We start from the raw sequence: 16,621 nt of genomic DNA, 5'->3' as shown, positions 1-16,621 counted from the left end.
CACCCGGCCCACGCCGGGTGCCGCCACGCCACGCGAGCCGGAGGGGACACCGCCCGGTCAGGCCGGCCGAGCCTCCAGGGTCGCGCCGAGGCGCGCGGCGAGGCCCAGGTGGGCGGCCCGTGCCTGGCGGAACGCGTAACCGAACAGCGGCGCCGGCGCGGTGAGGGTGATCTCCACGTCGATCCGCACCACGCCGTCGGGCTCGTCACGCAGCCGGGTGTGGTTGCGGACCGTGGTCGCCGGCTGCTGCCGGGCGACGGTGACCACCTCGTCCTCGGTGGCGATCAACACGTCCGCCTGGTAGGTGACCGGGAAGTGCAGCGGACCGAGCTCCAGACGGTCGGTGATCGCGAAGCTGGCCAGCGCGCCCGACCGGGGCGGCAACTGCCGGACCCGCACGATCAACGGATGCAGCTCGCCCTGCCGGCTCAGGTCGCCGAGCAGGGCCACCGCGTCCGCCCGGCTGCACCGGGCCTGCACGGTGTAGCTGAAGCTGTCGCTGCTCTGCAACCCGTCCCCCTCGCCGTCGTGGGTCCGGACGATCGTCCCGTACCGGGGCCGACCTGGCAACGGGTCGAAGGTCCCCGGTCGGCGGTGGCCGGGAGCAGGGTTCGGTGACGCCGGGTGACGCTCAGGCGCCGGGGAGCACCTCGGGCGCGTCGTCGGCGAACCAGGGCTCCGGCGCGCCGAAGAGACCGAGCAGGCCGGTCACCCAGAGCTGCCGGTGCACGAACCGGCTCGGCTCGGTGACCACGAGCTTGACGCCGCTGACCTCGCAGGTCTGGAAGCCGGCGACCATGGCGCTGATGCCGACCGAGTCGATGAACGTGACGAGCCGCATGTTGAGCTCGATGCGGGCGGGACGGGCCTTCGCGAGCACCTCGGCGATCGCTTCCCGCACCTCGTACGCGGTGTCGACGTCGATCTCCCCACGGGGCGCGATCTGGACGACACCACCCGGACGCACCGACTTCACGATCGACAGGCTCACGCGAGCACCTCCACTCGCCCCAACGGGCGCCTCATCAGTACGCGGGCCGCGACCGAGAGTATTCCTCCAACGGCCCCGGTCGCCACCCCCCGGGATGAGCAATTCGCGGACTGGGCACACCTGGGCGAGCCCAATCCGAACCTCCGGGTTCCGATTTCCCCTCGACGCGGACCAGCGACCGGCCGAACGACCGGACCGGGTCGGCCGATCCGCCGACCCAGGGTAGCGGGCCCGCGCACCCCGCAGGGGCACCCGGCCCCCGGCGCGTACAGGTGATTCGGCCCACCCCGTCCCTTTCCCCGCGCCCGCCGCACCGACGGCGCCCGTCGTCATTCGCGCGGCGGGCGGAGCGGGAGGGGGTTTGGCGCGGGAGCGGGCCGGGCACTGCCCACGGGGAGTGAACCGTGACGCGCCGGATGACCACCGGAGTCCGACCTGGCCGCCGGGCTTCGGCACCCGAGGAGGTAGAACGATGTTCGGATCCAGTCTGTTGGACCGCCGCAGCAAGCCCGAGCGGGTCGCGGACCAGGCGTGGCAGCACCTGCTCTCCGCGGTCGGATCCGCCGGTGACAGCGTGCGGGACGCCACCCGCGTCGCCCGCCGCAACTCCTCCGGCCTGGCCGACGACGCCACCGACCTGGTCGGCTCCGCCGCCGACGAGGCACGCCGCCGGGCCGGCCTCGCCTTCGACGCGCTCGCCGGCCGGCGGCCCGCGCTGCCGTGGACGCTGCTGATCGCGGCGGCCCTGGCGGGCGCGGCCATCGGTTGGGCCGCCGGCACCGCCGCCCGCGCCGCCGGCAGCCGGGAGCGCGGCGGCGACGAGATCGAATTCGTCGACGTCGACCGGCCGAACTCCCCCGCCGGCCTGGACGGCTGACCGCACCCCCGCACACGACGAACGGTGGCCGCCCCGACGAGGGGACGGCCACCGTTGCGTCAGCGGGCTTCGGTGCTCATGAGGTTGACGGGCGAAAGAGCGCTTTCCAGTCCGGTCAACCTCATGGTCGTCTGGTAGTGCCGCCCGCGGAACCGGTCAGCGCGCGGTGCAGGCGACGGTCGGGGTGCGGTTGCCGCCGGTGGCGGTACCGGTGAAGCCGACAGTGGTCGACGCGCCGACGCCGAGGTTGCCGTTCCAGCCGGCGTCGGTGACCGTGACGGCCGAGCCGGTCTGGGTGTACGTCCCGCTCCAGAGCTGGGCGATCCGCTGCCCGTCGGGGAAGGTCCAGGTCAGCGTCCAGCCGGCGATCGGCGTGGTGCCGGAGTTGCGGACCGTCACCTCGCCCTGGAAGCCGCCCGGCCAGGAGTTCGTCACCGCGTACGTGGCGGCGCAGCCGCGTCCGGTCGGCGTCGGAGACGGAGAGGTCGGCGTCGGGCTGGGCGACGTCGGCGTCGGCGAAGGGCTCGTCGGGGTCGGCGTCGGGCTGGTCGGGGTCGGGCTCGCCGACGTCGGCGTGGGCGTGGGCGTGCCGCCGAGGCGGTCCGCGACCAGGATGCCCCGGCCGTTGGTGCCCAGGTAGACCCGGCCGTAGACGCGCGGGTCGCCGGTGAGCGCCTCGCCCGCGTTGCCGTACTGGTGCTGGTCGTCGTTGATCCGCACCCAGGTGGCGCCCGCGTCGTCGGAGCGGTACACCCCGTGCGTGCCGTCCACCGTGCCGACGGTGAACAACGCCGGGTACGTCTTCCCGGGCGCCGCCTTGCCGAAGCCGACGTTCACCGCCGTGGACACGCCGGTGACCTTCGTGAAACTCGCGCCGGAGTTGGTGGAGTGCCAGAGGCCACCCTCGCCGGCCAGCCAGACGTCGCCCTCGACGCCGGGCAGCGCCTTGAACTTGACGCCGGTGGTGGGCAGGCCGGTCGCCGCGGTGGCGGTGAACGCCGCCCCGCCGTTGGTGCTGACGTAGAACTTCCCGGCGCTGACGCCGTAGAACTTGTTCGGGTTGACCCGGTCGGACTCGACGGTGGCGTTGGCCGGGATGCCGGTGGCGGCGGTCCACGAGTTGCCGAAGCCGACCGAGCGGACCACCTGCTGGCCGGCGTCGCCGGGCGACCAGACGAACTGGCTGCCGTCGGCGGACGCGGCCACCGTGCCGCCGTTGTTGATCCCGCCGGGCTCGGTGCCCTGGAACCAGTTCGCGCCGCCGTCGGTGGAGAACGCCACGTGGCTGTCGTTGGGGCGGTCCGCGTCGGTGAAGTTACCGGCCCGGACCATGATCGCCGGCTTGGTCTCCGCGTAGTCGAGGCTGGTGGTGCTGGTGAAGCCCGGCTGGGTGAACATCATCGGCGGCACCGCCGCGAGGTCGGTGTGACGGAAACCGCCGATGTCGCCGAGGGCGCTGACCAGCGGCGCGCCCGACGGCGGGCTGACCAGGTCGAGCACGGCGGTCTCCTCCAGCCCCTTCACCATCGGCGTGATGGTGAACGTGCCGCCGGTGTCCCACTTCGTCAGGCCGGTGGTGCCGTAGATCGTCGCGCCGGTGCCGTACATCATCCGGTCACTGTCGAACGGGTCGATCTCCAGCGACTCGTTCATCCAGCCCAGCTTCGGGGACTCCTCCGGCGGCGCCGGGTTGGTGCCGAACGTCAGCCACGGCACCGAACTGACGTCCATCGTGTACTTCTTGCTCCGGTTCGGATAGCTGGTGAACTCCCAGATCCGGGTCCAGGTCGCGCCGCCGTCGGTGCTGCGCCAGAAGATCGCGTCCGGCCACCAGGAGACCTGGGTGGCGACCATGAGCGTGTTCGGGTGCTGGCGGTCGATGGTCAGCCCGGAGTAGCCGAAGTACGCGTCGCCGCTCGACGACGGCACCGGGCTGATCTGCGTCCACGCGCCGGTGGCCCGGTTGAACTTCCACACGTCGCCCTTGCCGCCGTCGTACGGGCCGCCGGTGTCGCTGGTGGCGAGGTAGAGGAAGCCGCCGACCGGGTCCACCACGCCCTTGTGCGCGAGGTAGCCGGTGGGCTGGCCGGGAATCCGCTCCCAGGTCGCGCCGGCGTCGGTGCTGCGGTAGACCGGGTTCTGCTTGTCCGCCACGCCGACGTAGATCGTCTTCGTGGCGGCGCCGGCCGTGCCGGTGCTCTTGTCGAAGCTGACCCAGGTCAGGCCCTGGTTCTGGCTCTGGTAGCCGCTGCTGTCGTTCGGGTCGGCCCGGTAGTTGCCCACGTTCGGGAAGTTGGCGACCTTGGCCCAGGTCGCCCCGTAGTCGGTGCTGCGCCACAGCCCGTTGCCGCCCTCGGCGCCGTAGTAGAGCACGCTGTTGCGGTTCGGGTCGACCGCCAGCCGCTCCCCCATGCCCCGGCCGGGCATGTTGCCGCCGTTCTTGAACGGCAGCTCGGTGGCCTGCCAGGTCGCGCCCTTGTCGGTCGAGCGCAGGATCGCCCCGTGGTTCGGGTCCCAGTCGTTGGTGTACATGCCGACCGCCGCGTACACCCGGTTGGTCTGCACCGGGTCGGTGGCGAGGCTGACCACCCCGTTCCAGCCCCACCGGTCCGCGCCGACCCAGTCCAGCAGCGGCGTCCACGACCGGGTCGCCTGCTCCCAGCGGTACGCCCCGCCGATGTCGGTCCGCGCGTAGATCAGGTTCTTCTCGGTCGGGTTGAAGACGATGCCGGGGACGAAGCCGCCCCCGTCGATCCGGACGTTCTTCCAGGTGTACGGCTCGACGGCCGCGGCGGCGGCCGGGGGTACGCCGGTGGCGACGAGCGGCACGACGACGGTCGCCACGGTGGCGGCCAGTGCGACGGCGGCCAGGCCGGCGAGACTTCTGCGCATGGGGCGGTCCTCTCGGTTGCCCTGAGACGGGGGAACGGGAGCAGGGGGTGGCGCTTCGTGAGGGGAGCTGCCCGGGCTCCCCGTCGGCGTGCTGGCTCCCGCAGCCGAGGGAGCCTCAGCGTACGCCGCCGGACCGCGTCATGGAAGCGCTCCCATGTCACCCGTTGCGGGTGGCGGCGGATCACCCGGTCACGCGCAGGATCGCAGGGTGCGGGACCGCACCGACCACCGACCGGAGGGAGAGCCGGATGACCACCGGGACGATGACGCGAACCGACCGGGAGATCCGGTCCGCCGTACACGCCGAGCTGACCCGGGCGGGCCTCGACGGCATCGACGTGACCGTGACCGGCGGCGTGGTGACGCTGACCGGCCCGGTGGACGGCCCCGCCGCGAGGTGGGCCGCCGAGCGGGCCACCCAGCGGGTCACCCGGGTCCGCGCGGTCGCCGACGACCTCGCCGCCCCGGACGTCCCCGCCACCGGCCGCGACGACCCGGCGCTCGCCCTCGCGGCCGTCCGGGCGTTGGAGTGGGACGCGTTCCTGCCGGTCGGGGCGCTGCGGGTGACCGTCGCCGACGGCTGGGTCACACTGCACGGCGAAGTCGGGTGGGAGTACCAGCGGCGGGCCGCCGAGCGGTCGGTCGCCCGGCTCACCGGCGTACGCGGACTGAGCAACGGGATCACCGTGCGCGCGTGAACCGAACCACCCGGCCCGGGTGAGCCCGGCTCACCCCGACGCGGGGCAGGGTGGGAGACATGAGTGATCCGAACGGGCTGATCACGCCCGGGCAGGCCGCGCCCGATTTCACGCTGCCCGCGTCGCCCGACGCGCGGGAGGTGGGCCCCGGGCAGTTCCGTGGCCGGCCGGTCGTGCTGGCCTTCTACCCGGCCGACTGGACGCCGGTGTGCGGCGACCAGATGGCGCTCTACCAGGCCGCCCTGCCCGAGCTGGAACGGTACGGCGCGGTGCTGCTGGGCATCTCGGTGGACAGCGTCGACTCGCACCGGGCGTTCGCGCAGAGCCGGGGCATCCGGTTCCCGCTGCTGGCCGACTTCGAGCCCAAGGGCGAGGTGTCCCGCCGCTACGGCGCGTACGCCCCGCGCGGGCAGTCGGACCGGGCGCTCGTGGTGATCGACACCGACGGCCGGGTGGCCTGGAGCCACCTCTCCCCGCCCGAGGTGAACCCGGGCGTGGACGGCATCCTCGACGCCCTGGAACAACTCGGCACCGATCGGCGGGTGAGCGCGCGATGACCACCCCGTTGCAGGTCACCACCGCCCGGCTGCGGGTCCCGGTCACCGACCGGGACCACGTCCGCGGCCCGGCCGACGCCCCGGTCACCGTCGTCGAGTACGGCGACTTCCAGTGCCGGTTCTGCGGCGCCGCGTACCCGAACCTGGCCGAGGTGCTGCGCCAGCGGACCGACGTGGTGCGGTTGGCGTACCGCCACTTCCCCATCACCAACGTCCACCCGTACGCGGAACACGCGGCGGAGACCGCCGAGGCGGCCGGCGCGCGGGGCCGGTTCTGGGAGATGCACGACTGGCTCTACGAGCACCAGGACCAGCTCGACCCGGTGCACCTGTCGCTCGGTGTCGAGCAGATCGGGCTGCCGCCCGACGAACTCGGCGCGGAGGTGGGGCGGCAGGTCCACGCCGACCGGGTCCGGCGGGACTTCGTCGGCGGCATCCGCAGCGGCGTCAACGGCACGCCCACGCTCTTCGTCAACGACATCCGCCACGACGGCGGCTACGACCTGGCCGAGCTGCTGGCCGTGGTGGACGCCGCCGCCGACACCTGACCGCGCCCGGTCAGATCAACCGCAGCTCGCGCGCCCGCCGTACCGCCTCCCGGCGGCGGGTCGCGTCGAGCTTGCGGTAGACGTTGCGCACGTGCGTCTTCACCGTGTTGACCGAGAGCGACAGCTCGGCGGCGATCTCCACGTTGGTCAGGATGCTCTGGAGATACCGCAGGATGGTCAGCTCCCGCTCGGTGAGCGGCTCGTCCAGCGCCCGCGCCGGCCCGGCCGGCACGCCGTCCACCCCCGACGCGTCGACGCCACGGGCCAGGTCGCTGACCGTCGCCCAGTACGCCGTGCCGGAGTCCAGGTGGCTGGCCAGCAGGTCGCGTACCCCCGGCTCGGCCCGGGTGAACACGCGCCGGCAGCCGTCCGGCTCGGCCAACGCCAGCGCCTCCTCCAGCAGCCGCCCGGCCCGCCGACCGTCGCCGGCCGCCCCGGCCAGCGCCGCGTCGAGCAGCCCCGCACCCAGCCGTACCGGCAGCGGCCAGCCCTCCGCGCCGGGCCCGGTCCAGTCCGGCAGCGCCCGCTCGGCCGCGCGGGCGTCACCGGCCCGCAGCCACAGTCGGGCGGAGACCAACGCCAGCGCCGGGTCGGGCGGGTCGTCGCCGGCCGCGTCCACCAGCGCGCGGGCCCCGCCCGGATCGCCGACCGCGGCCCGGAGCTGGGCCTCGCCGGCGGTGAGCCACGCGCCCAGCTCGGGCCCGGGCGCGGTCGCCCGGGCCGCGGCGAGCGTGCGCAGCGCGGCGGCCGGCTCCCCGCCGTCGGCCAGCAGCCCGGCCCGGCAGAGCGCCGCCAGCGTCGCCCCGCCCGGCTCCGCGCCGGCCGCACCGGCGAGCGCCAGGTGGGCCGCGGCCTCCGCCGGCCGGTCCCGGTGCCAGGCCACCAGCGCCAACGCCAGGTTCGCGTAGCCGCAGTCCAGCCGCGACGACCAGCCCTGGCAGGGCGGCATCGACAGGGCCTCCCGGGCGCGCTCCTCGGCGGTACGCAGCGCGCCCCGGGCCGCCTCCAGCAGCGCCGACCGGCTGGCGCAGAGCAGCTCGGTGCGCGGCCGACCGGCCCGACGCGCCGCGACCAGCGCCGCCCCGAACCGCCCACCCGCCTCCCGCAGGTCACCCTCGGCGAGCGCGACCAGCCCCCGCGCGGCCCCGGCGACCGCCCGCACGTCGTCCACGTCGACGCCCCCGGCCCGGGGATCGGCCCCCGAAACGCCGACCGGCGACCGCATGTCGGCCCCGGCCACGTCGGGCCCGGTGTCCGCACCGGCGGTGTCGTCCTGCGGTGCGGGGGCGGTCGCGAGCAGGCGGGCGGCGGCCCGGCGTACCTCGGCGTGGTCCCCGCCGAGCCGGGCCAGGCTCAGCTCGACCGCGGTGGCCAGCCGGCGGAACCGGTCGCGGCGCGGTGCCGGCAGGTCCGCCGCGTGCGCCACCGCGCGCCGCAGCAACGCGTCGGCGGCGGCCGGGTCCCCGGCGTACGCCCGCTCGGCCGACGCGGCCAGCGCCAGCTCCGGGTCCCGGCGTACCGCCTCGGCGGGAGGCTCGGGCGGGGCGGGCGGGCCGGGCCGGGCCGGCTCGTCCGGAGCCAGTTCCGGCCAGCGGGCGACCAGCAACCCGGTGGCGTCGGCCCACTCGCCGGCCGCCAGTGCGTGCCGCAGCGCCTCGGCCGGCCGGCCGTGCGCGGCGAACCAGCCGGCCGCCCGCCGGTGCAGCTCGACCAGCTCGCCGGCGGGCAGCCGGGCCAGCTCGTCGCGGAGCAGGTCGGCCAGCAGCGGGTGCGGCCGGTACCAGGGCGGGCTGCCCCCGTCCTGCTGGACGAAGCCGCCCACCCGGGCCGCCTCGGCCAGCAGGCGCCCGGCGTCGGCCCGCCCGGTCACCGCGGCGGCCAGGTCGGCGCAGACCGCGACCGCCACCGCGCCCCGGCGCAGGACGTCACGCGCCTCCGGGTTCAGCGGCGCGAGCACCTCGTCACGCAGGTACGCGGCGACGTCGGGCTGGTCGCCGGCGACGCGCTCCACGGCCCGCGCCGGGTCGGCGCCCAGCGCCAGCGTGGCCAGGCGCAGCCCGGCCGGCCAGCCGGCGGTCCGCTCGGCGAGCCGGGGCACCGCCTCGGCCGGGACCGGCACGCCGTACGCGACCAGCAGGTCGGCCACCTCGTCGGCGGTGAACGCCAGCTCGTCCGCGCCGAGCACGGTCAGCTCGCCGGCCAACCGCCACCGGTGCAGGGCCAGCGGTGGTTCCCGCCGCGCGCCGGCCACCAGCCGTAGCCGCCCGTCGGCGTGGCGGAGCAGGAACTCCAGCCCGGCCAGCGCCCGCGGATCGGTCACCCGGTGCAGGTCGTCCAGGACCAGCAGCACCGGGCGCTCGCGGGCGGCGAGCGCGGCGGCGAGCGCCTCGAGCTGCTCCGGCCGGGGCGGGTCGCCCGGCACCGGCGGCCCGGCCCCCGGGTCACCGGCGACAGCGGCGCGCAGCGCCGCGGCCAGGTACGCCCAGAGCCGATCCGTGCTGTCGCCCTCCGCCACGGTCACCCAGACCGGCGCCGGACCCGCCCGCTGCACCTGTGCCCAGTCGGACAGCACCGTCGTCTTGCCCCAGCCGGCCGGCGCGAGGAGCAGCGTGACCGGTCCCGCCGCACCCCGCTCCAGCCGGTCCACCAGCCGGGGACGCCGCAGCAGTGGCTCGGGCGGCGCGGGCGGCGCCAACCGGGACGCCAGCAACGGCGGGCCGTCGGCCATGGTTGGTGGCCCGGCGGCGAACCGGACCCGGTCGGCCTCCTCCGGCATGCGTCCCTCCCCCGTCGGTGCGGGGGGCGGTTACCCGGACCGCGGCGGTTCACCCCTTCCGGGCGAACCCGCGTCACCCCGGTCGCCGCCACGCTGGGGACACGCGGGCGGCCGGCCGCGCACCGCCGGCCGCCCGGTGACCCGCGACCTCGGGGAGGGCAGGTGACCCGGACCGGACGGCTGGCCGACGGCGTACGCGCCCTGACGGCCGGCGCACGGGCGCTCGTACGCCGACGGCGACCACGGACCGCGACCGATCCCCGGCCCGCGCGCTGGCAGGTGGTGACCGTGACCGGGCGGCCCGAGCAGGTGCTCCCGGACGGGCGGTGGCCCGAGCCGCTGCGCCGGCTCGACGGCGCGGTGGAGGTCTGGGCCCGCCCGGCGCCCGGCGGGCGCGGCACCGAGCTGGCGGTACGCCCGCTGGGCGGGACACCGGCGCTGGCCGGGTTCGCCGCGCACCTGGTCGGCGACGACCCGGGCCGGTACCTGCGGCAGGTGCTCCGACAGACCCGGCAGCTCCTGGAGACCGGGGAGGTGCTGCGGGCGGACCGTTCGCCGTTGGACCGTCCGGCAGCCCGCCGGCCCCGGCGACGCGGATCGGCGGCGGCCGGGTGAGGGCCCTGTGCTGGGAGGGCGCCGACGCGCTCGCGGTGCGCCAGGTCCCCGACCCGGAGCTGCGCAACGCCCACGACATGATCGTCCGGGTGCGGCGCAGCGCCACCTGCGGCGGCGACCTGCCGCTGCTGGCCGGGCGGGTGCCCGAGGCGGCCACCGGTGAGGTGCTCGGCCAGGAGTTCGTCGGCGAGGTGGTCGAGGTCGGTCCGGAGGTACGCCGGCACCGGGTCGCGGACCGGGTGGTGGTCGGCGCGGCGATCGCCTGCGGGGCCTGCTGGTTCTGCCGGCAGGGGCTGCTGGCCTGCTGCGACAACGGGACCAGCGACGTGGCCGCGGAGCCGGGGTGGGGACCACCGGCCGCCGGGTGCTACGGCCGGCCGGCCCGCCTCGGTGGCTTCGCCGGCGGCCACGCCGAGTTCGTCCGGGTGCCGTACGCCGACGTGGGCGCGTTCGCCGTGCCGGACGGGGTCGACGACGACCGGGCGGTCTTCGCCGCGGACGCCGCGCCGGCCGGCTGGCACGGGGTCGAGCTGGGCGGTGTCGCCCCGGGTGACGTGGTGGCGATCTGGGGCGCGGGCGCGGTGGGACAGCTCACCGCGGCGGCGGCCGTGGCCCGCGGCGCGGCCCGGGTGCTCGTGGTCGACGAGCACGACGACCGGCTGCGGATGGCCGCCCGGCACACCGGTGCCGAGCCGCTCGACCACCGGTCCGTCGACGTCCTCGCCGAGCTGCGGGAACGCAGCGGCGGCCGGGGGCCGGACGTGTGCGTGGACGCGGCCGGTACGCCGGCCGGTCCGGCGCGGTGGCCGGCCGCCGAACCGGACGCCGGGGTGGCGCTGCGCGAGGCGGTGCACGCCTGCCGCAAGGGCGGCACGGTGGTGGTGCTCACCGGCGGGACGACGTTCGTGGACCGGTTCCCGCTCGGCGCGGTGACCGAGAAGGGGCTGGCCGTGCGCGGCGGCGCCCGGGCCGGCTCGGCCGCCATCCCGGCACTGCTGGACCGGATGGCGCGGGACGAGCTGGTGACCGAGCACCTCGCCACCCACCGGCTGCCGCTGGACCGGGCCGCCGAGGGGTACGCCCTGTTCCGGGACCGGGCGGACGGCTGCGTCCGGGCGGTCTTCACGCCGTGAGTCCGGCCGCCGGGTGGCACACTCGGCGGATGCCCGCAGACCGCGCGTACGACCTCGTCCTGTTCGGCGCCACCGGCTTCACCGGCGGCCTCACCGCCGAGTACCTGGCCCGGCACGCGCCGGACCGGCTGCGCTGGGCACTCGCCGGCCGCAACCCGGCCAAGCTGGCCGCCGTCCGCGACCGGCTGGCCGCCATCGACAGCGGCCTGGCCGAGCTGCCCCTGCTCACCGCCGACGTCACCGATGCGGCGTCGGTGCGCGCGGTGGCGGACAGCGCCCGGGTGGTGGCCTCCACCGTCGGCCCGTACGTGCACCACGGCGAGCCGCTGGTGGCCGCGTGCGCCGCCGCCGGCACCGACTACCTGGACATCACCGGGGAGCCGGAGTTCGTCGACCTGATGTACGTGCGGCACCACGCCGAGGCGGTGCGCACCGGGGCGCGTCTGGTGCACGCGTGCGGCTTCGACTCGATCCCGCACGACCTCGGCGTCTGGTACACCGTCAAGCAGCTCCCCACGGACGGGCCGGTCACGGTGGACGGCTACGTGCGGGCCGGCGGGCGGTTCTCCGCCGGGACGTACCACTCGGCGCTGACCGCGTTCTCCCGCACCGGCGAGACGAGCCGGGCGGCGAAGGCCCGGCGGGCGGTCGAGCCGCGGCCGGAGGGGCGGCGGGTGCGGGCGGTGCCCGGCCGGGTCGGGCGGGTCCGCGAGTTCGGCCAGTGGGCGGTGCCGCTGCCCACCATCGACCCGCAGATCGTCCGCCGGTCGGCGGCGGCCCGCCCCGAGTACGGCCCGGACTTCCGGTACCGGCACTTCGCCGCGCTGAAGCGGCTGCCCACCGTGCTGGTCGCCGGCGTGGGCCTGGCCGGTGTGGTCGGGCTGGTGAAGCTGCCGCCGACCCGGCGCTGGCTGCTCGGCCGGCTCGCCTCCGGTCAGGGGCCGAGCGCCGCGCAGCGGGCGAGGTCCTGGTTCCGGGTGCGGTTCGTGGGCACCGGCGACGGCCGGCGGGTGGTGACCGAGGTGGCCGGCGGCGACCCCGGCTACGACGAGACCGCCAAGATGCTCGCCGAGTCGGCGCTCTGTCTGGCCTTCGACGAGCTGCCGGAGACCGCCGGACAGCTAACCCCGGTGGCCGCGATGGGCGACGCGCTGCTGGACCGCCTGGTGCGCGCCGGCATCACGTTCCGCACGCTGTCGGCGGGACGTTGACCCTCCACCTGGTGCAGGGCACAGGATGACCGGCGTGGAGAGCGAGCTTCGCAGCATCGGTGAGCTGGCCCGGGCCAGTGGGTTGTCGGTCAGCGCGCTGCGGTTCTACGACCGCTCCGGCGTGCTGGCGCCGGCCCGGGTGGACCCGGTGACCGGCTACCGCTGGTACGCCGACGACCAGGTGGGCCCGGCCCGCCTGGTGGCCGGTCTGCGCCGGGTGGGTATGCCGCTGGCCGGCATCGCCGAGGCGCTGAGGCACCGGCGTCACCCGGCCGAGGTGCACCGCCTGCTGGACGCGCACCTGCGTCGGCTGGAGGACGGCCTGGCCGACGCGCGTCGCGAACTCTCCCGGATCCGTAGCCTGATCGACCCGGAGGAGACCATCGTGACCACCCGACTCGTGCTGTCCCGCACCGACCTCGCCGCCGCCGTGGACGCCGTACGGTTCGCCGTCGGCGCCGACCCGGAGCTGCCGGTCCTGTCCGGCGTGCTGCTGGACGTCGAGGCGGCTGGCGTACACCTGGTCGCCACCGACCGGCACCGGCTGGCGGTGGCCCGGGTCGGCGCCACCGTCGACGGCCCGCCGGTACGCGCGCTGGTGCCGGTGGCGGCGGCCGACGAGCTGCGGGCGCTGCTCGACCACGACGGGGCGACCGCGGAGGTGGTCGTCACCGCGGACCAGGTCACGTTCTCGGTCGCCGGGCGCACGCTGGCCACCGCCGGGCTGCCGTACGACTTCCCGGACCACCGCCGGCTGCTGGGCGCGCAGCTCGGTGCCGCGCCCGCGTACCGGATCCCGGTGGACGGCGCGGCGCTGCGCGCGGCGCTCACCGCCGACGACGTGCGGGTGTGCCACCGGACGCACGGCGGCGTCGCGCATCCGGTGGTCGCGCTCGGCCTGGACCGCGACGGCGAGCTGCGGCTGGTCGATCCGGCTGCCGTCGGGGACGGCGGGCTGCGGGTCGGGTTGAACCGGGAGTACCTGCTCGACGCGCTGGACGCCGGTGGCAGCCAGCTCGTGCTGGAGCTGGACGGCCCGATCACCCCGCTGGCGGTGCGCCGGGCCGACGACGCCGACGTGTTCTCCATCCTCATGCCGGTCCGCCTCTGACCCCGGCGGTGCGCGCGGTCCACGGCCGGACACATTTCGATCACGTTCCGTCACATTGGGGCGGGGCCGCTGGTGGCCCGCAGCCGCCTTTGCTCTGCAGCCGTCCGCGCAGCACGCGACGGAGTGTCACCGCTGCGTCGGTGGCTGCAGAGCAAAGGCGCGACCGGGGCATGCCCGCCGGATCACCCGCTGATGCGATTGACCAGCTCAGCGCGATCCCACGAGGCAGCGGCGCGAAAGGGACCACCAGCAACCGTCACTCAGCGCAACAAACAGCGCCCCAGCGTCCCAACCACGTTGCGTCACGCCGGACAAGCCGACCGGGTCCGGGCCGGAGAGCCCGGCCCGGGCCGGCGGGGCCGCGACGGTAGCATCGGTGCGTCCCACCTGACGGCCTGGACGGAGGCGTACGAGCAGCATGCTCGACATGGAGTTGATCCGGAAGGATCGCGAGGCGGTGGCGACCGCGCTGGCGAAGCGTCTGGATCCCGCCGAGGTCACCCGGGCGCTTGACGACATCCAGCGGCTCGACCAGGAGCGGCGCGCCCTGATCACGGAGATCGACGCCGAGCGGCAGCGCCGCAAGGCCGAGGCGCGCGCGTACGCGGAGGCGAAGCGCTCCGGCGCCACGCCGCAGCCGGCCGCGCCGGAGGCCGAGCGCAAGCAGCTCGCGGAGCTGGAGTCCCAGCTCGACGACGTGCAGTCCCGACTGCGCTCGGCGATGAGCGAGCTGCCCAACCTGCCCGCCGACGACGTGGTCGCCGGTGGCAAGGAGGCCAACCGGGTGGTGCGGACGTTCGGCGAGGCGCCGGCCATCGAGCAGGTGCGCGACCACGTGGAGCTGAGCCGCGCGCTGGGTCTGGTCGACCACGAGCGGGGCGTGAAGCTGGGCGGCTCCGGCTTCTGGATGTACACCGGCCTGGGTGCCCGGCTGGAGTGGGCGCTTCTCAACTGGCTGGTCGAGCGCAACATCGAGGCCGGCTACGAGTTCCTGCTGCCGCCGCACCTGCTGCTGGACACCGCCGGCTTCGCCGCCGGGCAGTTCCCCAAGTTCTACGACGACGTCTACCACCTGGACCGGCAGTCCGCCCCGCGCGGCCAGTTCCTGCTGCCCACCTCGGAGACGGCGATCCTCGGCGCCTACCAGGACGAGATCCTGGAGACGGGCAGGCTGCCGCTGAAGGCGTTCGCCTACACGCCGTGCTACCGGCGCGAGGCGGCCGGCTCGCACTCCGACGAGCGCGGCACGGTGCGCGGCCACCAGTTCAACAAGGTGGAGATCTTCCAGTTCACGCTGCCGGAGCAGGCCGACGCCGCGCTCCAGGCGATGGTGGGTCACGTCGAGGGGCTGGTCGAGCAGCTCGGCCTACACTTCCAGACCAGCCTGCTCGCCGCCGGCGACGCCAGCGCCTCGATGAAGAAGACGCTCGACATCGAGGTGTGGATGCCGAGCACCGGCAAGTACAAGGAGGTGTCGTCGGTCTCCTGGGCCGGCGACTACCAGGCCCGCCGCGCGGCCATCCGCTACCGGGAGCCGGGCGGCAAGCAGACCCGCTTCGTGCACACGCTCAACGGGTCGGCGCTGGCCACCAGCCGGCTGTTCCCGGCCATCCTGGAGCAGTGCCAGCAGCCCGACGGCTCGGTCGTGGTCCCCGAGGTGCTGCGCGACAAGCTCGGCACCGACCGCCTCACCCCGACTCGCTGACCGCCTTCCGCGCTGCGGCGTCGCTGCTCGCGGGGGCCGCGCTGTCAAGCGGGGCCCCCGCCTCTACCGGAGGCGTTAACAGGGGGCCCCGCCTTACCAGCAACCCTGCGGCGAGCAGGGTGAGGGAGAGGGCGGCGAGCAGGGCGGGGCCGGCGGTGTCGAGGGTGCGGACCAGGGTCTGCTGCACGCGGGCGGCGGCTGTCACCACCGGGTCGCCGAACGCGTCGTGGCGGCCCCGGGCCAGCCGCACCTCGTACCAGCCGTACCAGGCGACGTAGCCGCCGGCGACCAGCAGCACCAGGCCGCTCGACCGGGACACCCACGCGCCCGCGCCGCGCAGCCCGGCCACCACCCGCCCGCGCAGCAGCGCCACGGCGAGCGCGGCCACGCCGACCACCAGCGCCATCCCGAGCGCGTACGCGCCGAACAGCGCCAGCCCGCGCAGCGGCGAGCCGGCCCGCAGGCTGGTCACCACGATCGCCAGGAACGGCGCGATCGCGCAGGTCAGCGACGTGAGCGCGTACGCGGCGCCGAACAGCGCCATGGACGGCCAGGTGCGGGTGAGCCGGGGCGCGGTGCGCAGCGGGCGGGGCGTGGGCAACCGCCGGCCGGCGAGCAGCCACAGGCCGGCCAGGGCCAGCAGCACGCCGAGCGTCACGGTCAGCCAGGGCAGCCGGGGGCGCAGCCAGTCCGCCGCCGGCGCGACGGCCAGCCCGAACGCGCCGAAGACCAGCACGTACCCGAGCGTCAGCCCGGCCGTCGCGGTGAGCGCGCGGCCGACCGCGCCGCGCCCGTCGCCGGGGCCGGCCACCAGCAACGACAGGTACGCGGGCAGCATCGCGAAGCCGCACGGGTTCACCGCGCCGAGCATGCCGGCGGTCACCGCGAGCAGCAGCGCGCCGGTCATCCCCGGGCCAGCGTCTCGACCTGCCGGGTCAGTGCCTCACCGTCGAGGAAGCCCTGGTGGACCACCCTGCCGTCCCGGTCGACGATGACGAACGTGCTCTGCTCGGCCACCTTGAACCGGCGCCACAGCGTGCCGGCGCGGTCGTCGAGCTGCGGCGTGCCGGCCAGGTCGAACTCGGTGACGAAGTCCTTCATGGCCTGCTGCTGGCCGAGGCCGGCGACGCCGACGATGGGCACGGTGTCCCGGTAGGTCGGGGCGATCTCGGCGACGGTCCACGCCTGGCTGGCGCAGGTGGCGCACCAGGGCGCCCAGAACCAGAGCACGACCGGCCGCCCGGCGAGGGCGGCGGCGGAGAACGCCGTACCGTCGAGTGTCCTCGCGGTGAACGCCAGCGTCGTCGGCACCCGGGCCGGCGACGCGGACGGCGCACCGGCGGACGCGGTCGGGGCGGCGGTGGACACGGCGGGCGCCGCGCCGGCCGGCGTGGCCCGTTCGGGGCCGACCGCGCAGGCCGCCGTGCCGACGAGCGTGGCGGCCAGCACGGCGGCGGCGCCGAGACGGTGGACGGTACGGGGTGGCATCGGCGCCTCCTGGGCGGGA

14 protein-coding genes and 1 pseudogene are annotated in these 16,621 nt (G+C 75.9%); 9 read left to right on the top strand and 6 right to left on the bottom strand.

The window, feature by feature from the left end:
• Positions 1 to 57: 57 nt before the first annotated feature.
• Positions 58 to 570: an SRPBCC family protein gene (locus VKK44_RS05355; RefSeq protein ID WP_343445727.1), complete on the bottom strand. Its 513-nt coding sequence runs from the start codon at positions 568 to 570 to the stop codon at positions 58 to 60.
• A gap of 61 nt (positions 571 to 631) precedes the next feature.
• Positions 632 to 991: an STAS domain-containing protein gene (locus tag VKK44_RS05350; protein WP_091572519.1), complete on the bottom strand. Its 360-nt coding sequence runs from the start codon at positions 989 to 991 to the stop codon at positions 632 to 634.
• A gap of 472 nt (positions 992 to 1,463) precedes the next feature.
• On the opposite strand from VKK44_RS05350, the gene VKK44_RS05345 reads away from it, so the two are divergent.
• Complete coding sequence (locus tag VKK44_RS05345) at positions 1,464 to 1,868, top strand: hypothetical protein (protein ID WP_343445726.1); 405 nt, start codon at positions 1,464 to 1,466, stop codon at positions 1,866 to 1,868.
• 156 nt (positions 1,869 to 2,024) lie between these two features.
• On the opposite strand, the gene VKK44_RS05340 is transcribed toward VKK44_RS05345, so the two are convergent.
• A complete protein-coding gene (locus VKK44_RS05340) occupies positions 2,025 to 4,760 on the bottom strand; it encodes a cellulose binding domain-containing protein (RefSeq protein WP_343445725.1) in 2,736 nt (911 codons plus the stop codon).
• 248 nt (positions 4,761 to 5,008) lie between these two features.
• Here VKK44_RS05340 and VKK44_RS05335 point away from each other — a divergent pair.
• The 3 genes and pseudogenes from VKK44_RS05335 to VKK44_RS05325 form a co-directional block, all read left to right on the top strand.
• Positions 5,009 to 5,452: pseudogene (locus VKK44_RS05335) on the top strand (BON domain-containing protein); the annotation flags it as partial.
• A gap of 65 nt (positions 5,453 to 5,517) precedes the next feature.
• Positions 5,518 to 6,015 (top strand): redoxin domain-containing protein, encoded by a 498-nt coding sequence (locus tag VKK44_RS05330; RefSeq protein ID WP_343445724.1) that lies wholly within the window; start codon positions 5,518 to 5,520, stop codon positions 6,013 to 6,015.
• On the top strand, positions 6,012 to 6,563 hold the full coding sequence (locus VKK44_RS05325) for a DsbA family protein (RefSeq protein ID WP_343445723.1): 552 nt from the start codon (positions 6,012 to 6,014) through the stop codon (positions 6,561 to 6,563). The genes VKK44_RS05330 and VKK44_RS05325 overlap by 4 nt, the downstream gene beginning before the upstream one ends.
• A 10-nt stretch (positions 6,564 to 6,573) precedes the next feature.
• Here VKK44_RS05325 and VKK44_RS05320 read toward each other — a convergent pair whose 3' ends face one another.
• Positions 6,574 to 9,339: a LuxR C-terminal-related transcriptional regulator gene (locus tag VKK44_RS05320; RefSeq protein ID WP_343445722.1), complete on the bottom strand. Its 2,766-nt coding sequence runs from the start codon at positions 9,337 to 9,339 to the stop codon at positions 6,574 to 6,576.
• A 162-nt stretch (positions 9,340 to 9,501) separates the two neighbouring features.
• Here VKK44_RS05320 and VKK44_RS05315 point away from each other — a divergent pair, with 162 nt between their 5' ends.
• The 5 genes from VKK44_RS05315 (at position 9,502) to serS (ending at position 15,114) form a co-directional block, all read left to right on the top strand.
• Entirely contained in the window at positions 9,502 to 9,954 is a 453-nt protein-coding gene (locus tag VKK44_RS05315; RefSeq protein WP_343445721.1) for a hypothetical protein, read from the top strand.
• Entirely contained in the window at positions 9,951 to 11,087 is a 1,137-nt protein-coding gene (locus VKK44_RS05310; protein ID WP_343445720.1) for an alcohol dehydrogenase catalytic domain-containing protein, read from the top strand. Before VKK44_RS05315 ends, VKK44_RS05310 begins: the two co-directional genes overlap by 4 nt.
• A gap of 29 nt (positions 11,088 to 11,116) precedes the next feature.
• Positions 11,117 to 12,298 (top strand): saccharopine dehydrogenase family protein, encoded by a 1,182-nt coding sequence (locus tag VKK44_RS05305; RefSeq protein WP_343445719.1) that lies wholly within the window; start codon positions 11,117 to 11,119, stop codon positions 12,296 to 12,298.
• 25 nt (positions 12,299 to 12,323) lie between these two features.
• Complete coding sequence (locus VKK44_RS05300) at positions 12,324 to 13,409, top strand: DNA polymerase III subunit beta family protein (RefSeq protein WP_343445717.1); 1,086 nt, start codon at positions 12,324 to 12,326, stop codon at positions 13,407 to 13,409.
• 418 nt (positions 13,410 to 13,827) lie between these two features.
• Complete coding sequence (serS, locus tag VKK44_RS05295; protein ID WP_343445716.1) at positions 13,828 to 15,114, top strand: serine--tRNA ligase; 1,287 nt, start codon at positions 13,828 to 13,830, stop codon at positions 15,112 to 15,114.
• Here the strand turns inward: serS and VKK44_RS05290 are convergent.
• A complete protein-coding gene (locus VKK44_RS05290) occupies positions 15,098 to 16,021 on the bottom strand; it encodes a cytochrome c biogenesis CcdA family protein (protein ID WP_343445715.1) in 924 nt (307 codons plus the stop codon). The genes serS and VKK44_RS05290 overlap by 17 nt on opposite strands.
• The gene (locus VKK44_RS05285) at positions 16,018 to 16,602 is read right to left on the bottom strand and encodes a TlpA family protein disulfide reductase (RefSeq protein ID WP_343445714.1); all 585 of its coding nucleotides are present in this window, start codon (positions 16,600 to 16,602) and stop codon (positions 16,018 to 16,020) included. The genes VKK44_RS05290 and VKK44_RS05285 overlap by 4 nt, the downstream gene beginning before the upstream one ends.
• Between the last annotated feature and the right edge of the window lie 19 nt (positions 16,603 to 16,621).

It is taken from the genome of Micromonospora sp. DSM 45708, assembly GCF_039566955.1.
In the GTDB taxonomy this organism is placed as follows: Bacteria; Actinomycetota; Actinomycetes; order Mycobacteriales; family Micromonosporaceae; genus Micromonospora.
This window is presented reverse-complemented; position numbering and strand designations above follow the sequence as displayed.

Excerpts from the sequence above, each read along its gene's own strand:
- VKK44_RS05345 (WP_343445726.1), top strand. The coding sequence starts at position 1,464 with ATGTTCGGATCCAGTCTGTTGGACCGCCGCAGCAAGCCCGAGCGGGTC.
- VKK44_RS05300 (WP_343445717.1), top strand. The coding sequence starts at position 12,324 with ATGACCGGCGTGGAGAGCGAGCTTCGCAGCATCGGTGAGCTGGCCCGG.
- VKK44_RS05320 (WP_343445722.1), bottom strand. The coding sequence starts at position 9,339 with ATGCCGGAGGAGGCCGACCGGGTCCGGTTCGCCGCCGGGCCACCAACC.
- VKK44_RS05325 (WP_343445723.1), top strand. The coding sequence starts at position 6,012 with ATGACCACCCCGTTGCAGGTCACCACCGCCCGGCTGCGGGTCCCGGTC.
- VKK44_RS05305 (WP_343445719.1), top strand. The coding sequence starts at position 11,117 with ATGCCCGCAGACCGCGCGTACGACCTCGTCCTGTTCGGCGCCACCGGC.
- serS (WP_343445716.1), top strand. The coding sequence starts at position 13,828 with ATGCTCGACATGGAGTTGATCCGGAAGGATCGCGAGGCGGTGGCGACC.
- VKK44_RS05285 (WP_343445714.1), bottom strand. The coding sequence starts at position 16,602 with ATGCCACCCCGTACCGTCCACCGTCTCGGCGCCGCCGCCGTGCTGGCC.
- VKK44_RS05340 (WP_343445725.1), bottom strand. The coding sequence starts at position 4,760 with ATGCGCAGAAGTCTCGCCGGCCTGGCCGCCGTCGCACTGGCCGCCACC.
- VKK44_RS05330 (WP_343445724.1), top strand. The coding sequence starts at position 5,518 with ATGAGTGATCCGAACGGGCTGATCACGCCCGGGCAGGCCGCGCCCGAT.
- VKK44_RS05290 (WP_343445715.1), bottom strand. The coding sequence starts at position 16,021 with ATGACCGGCGCGCTGCTGCTCGCGGTGACCGCCGGCATGCTCGGCGCG.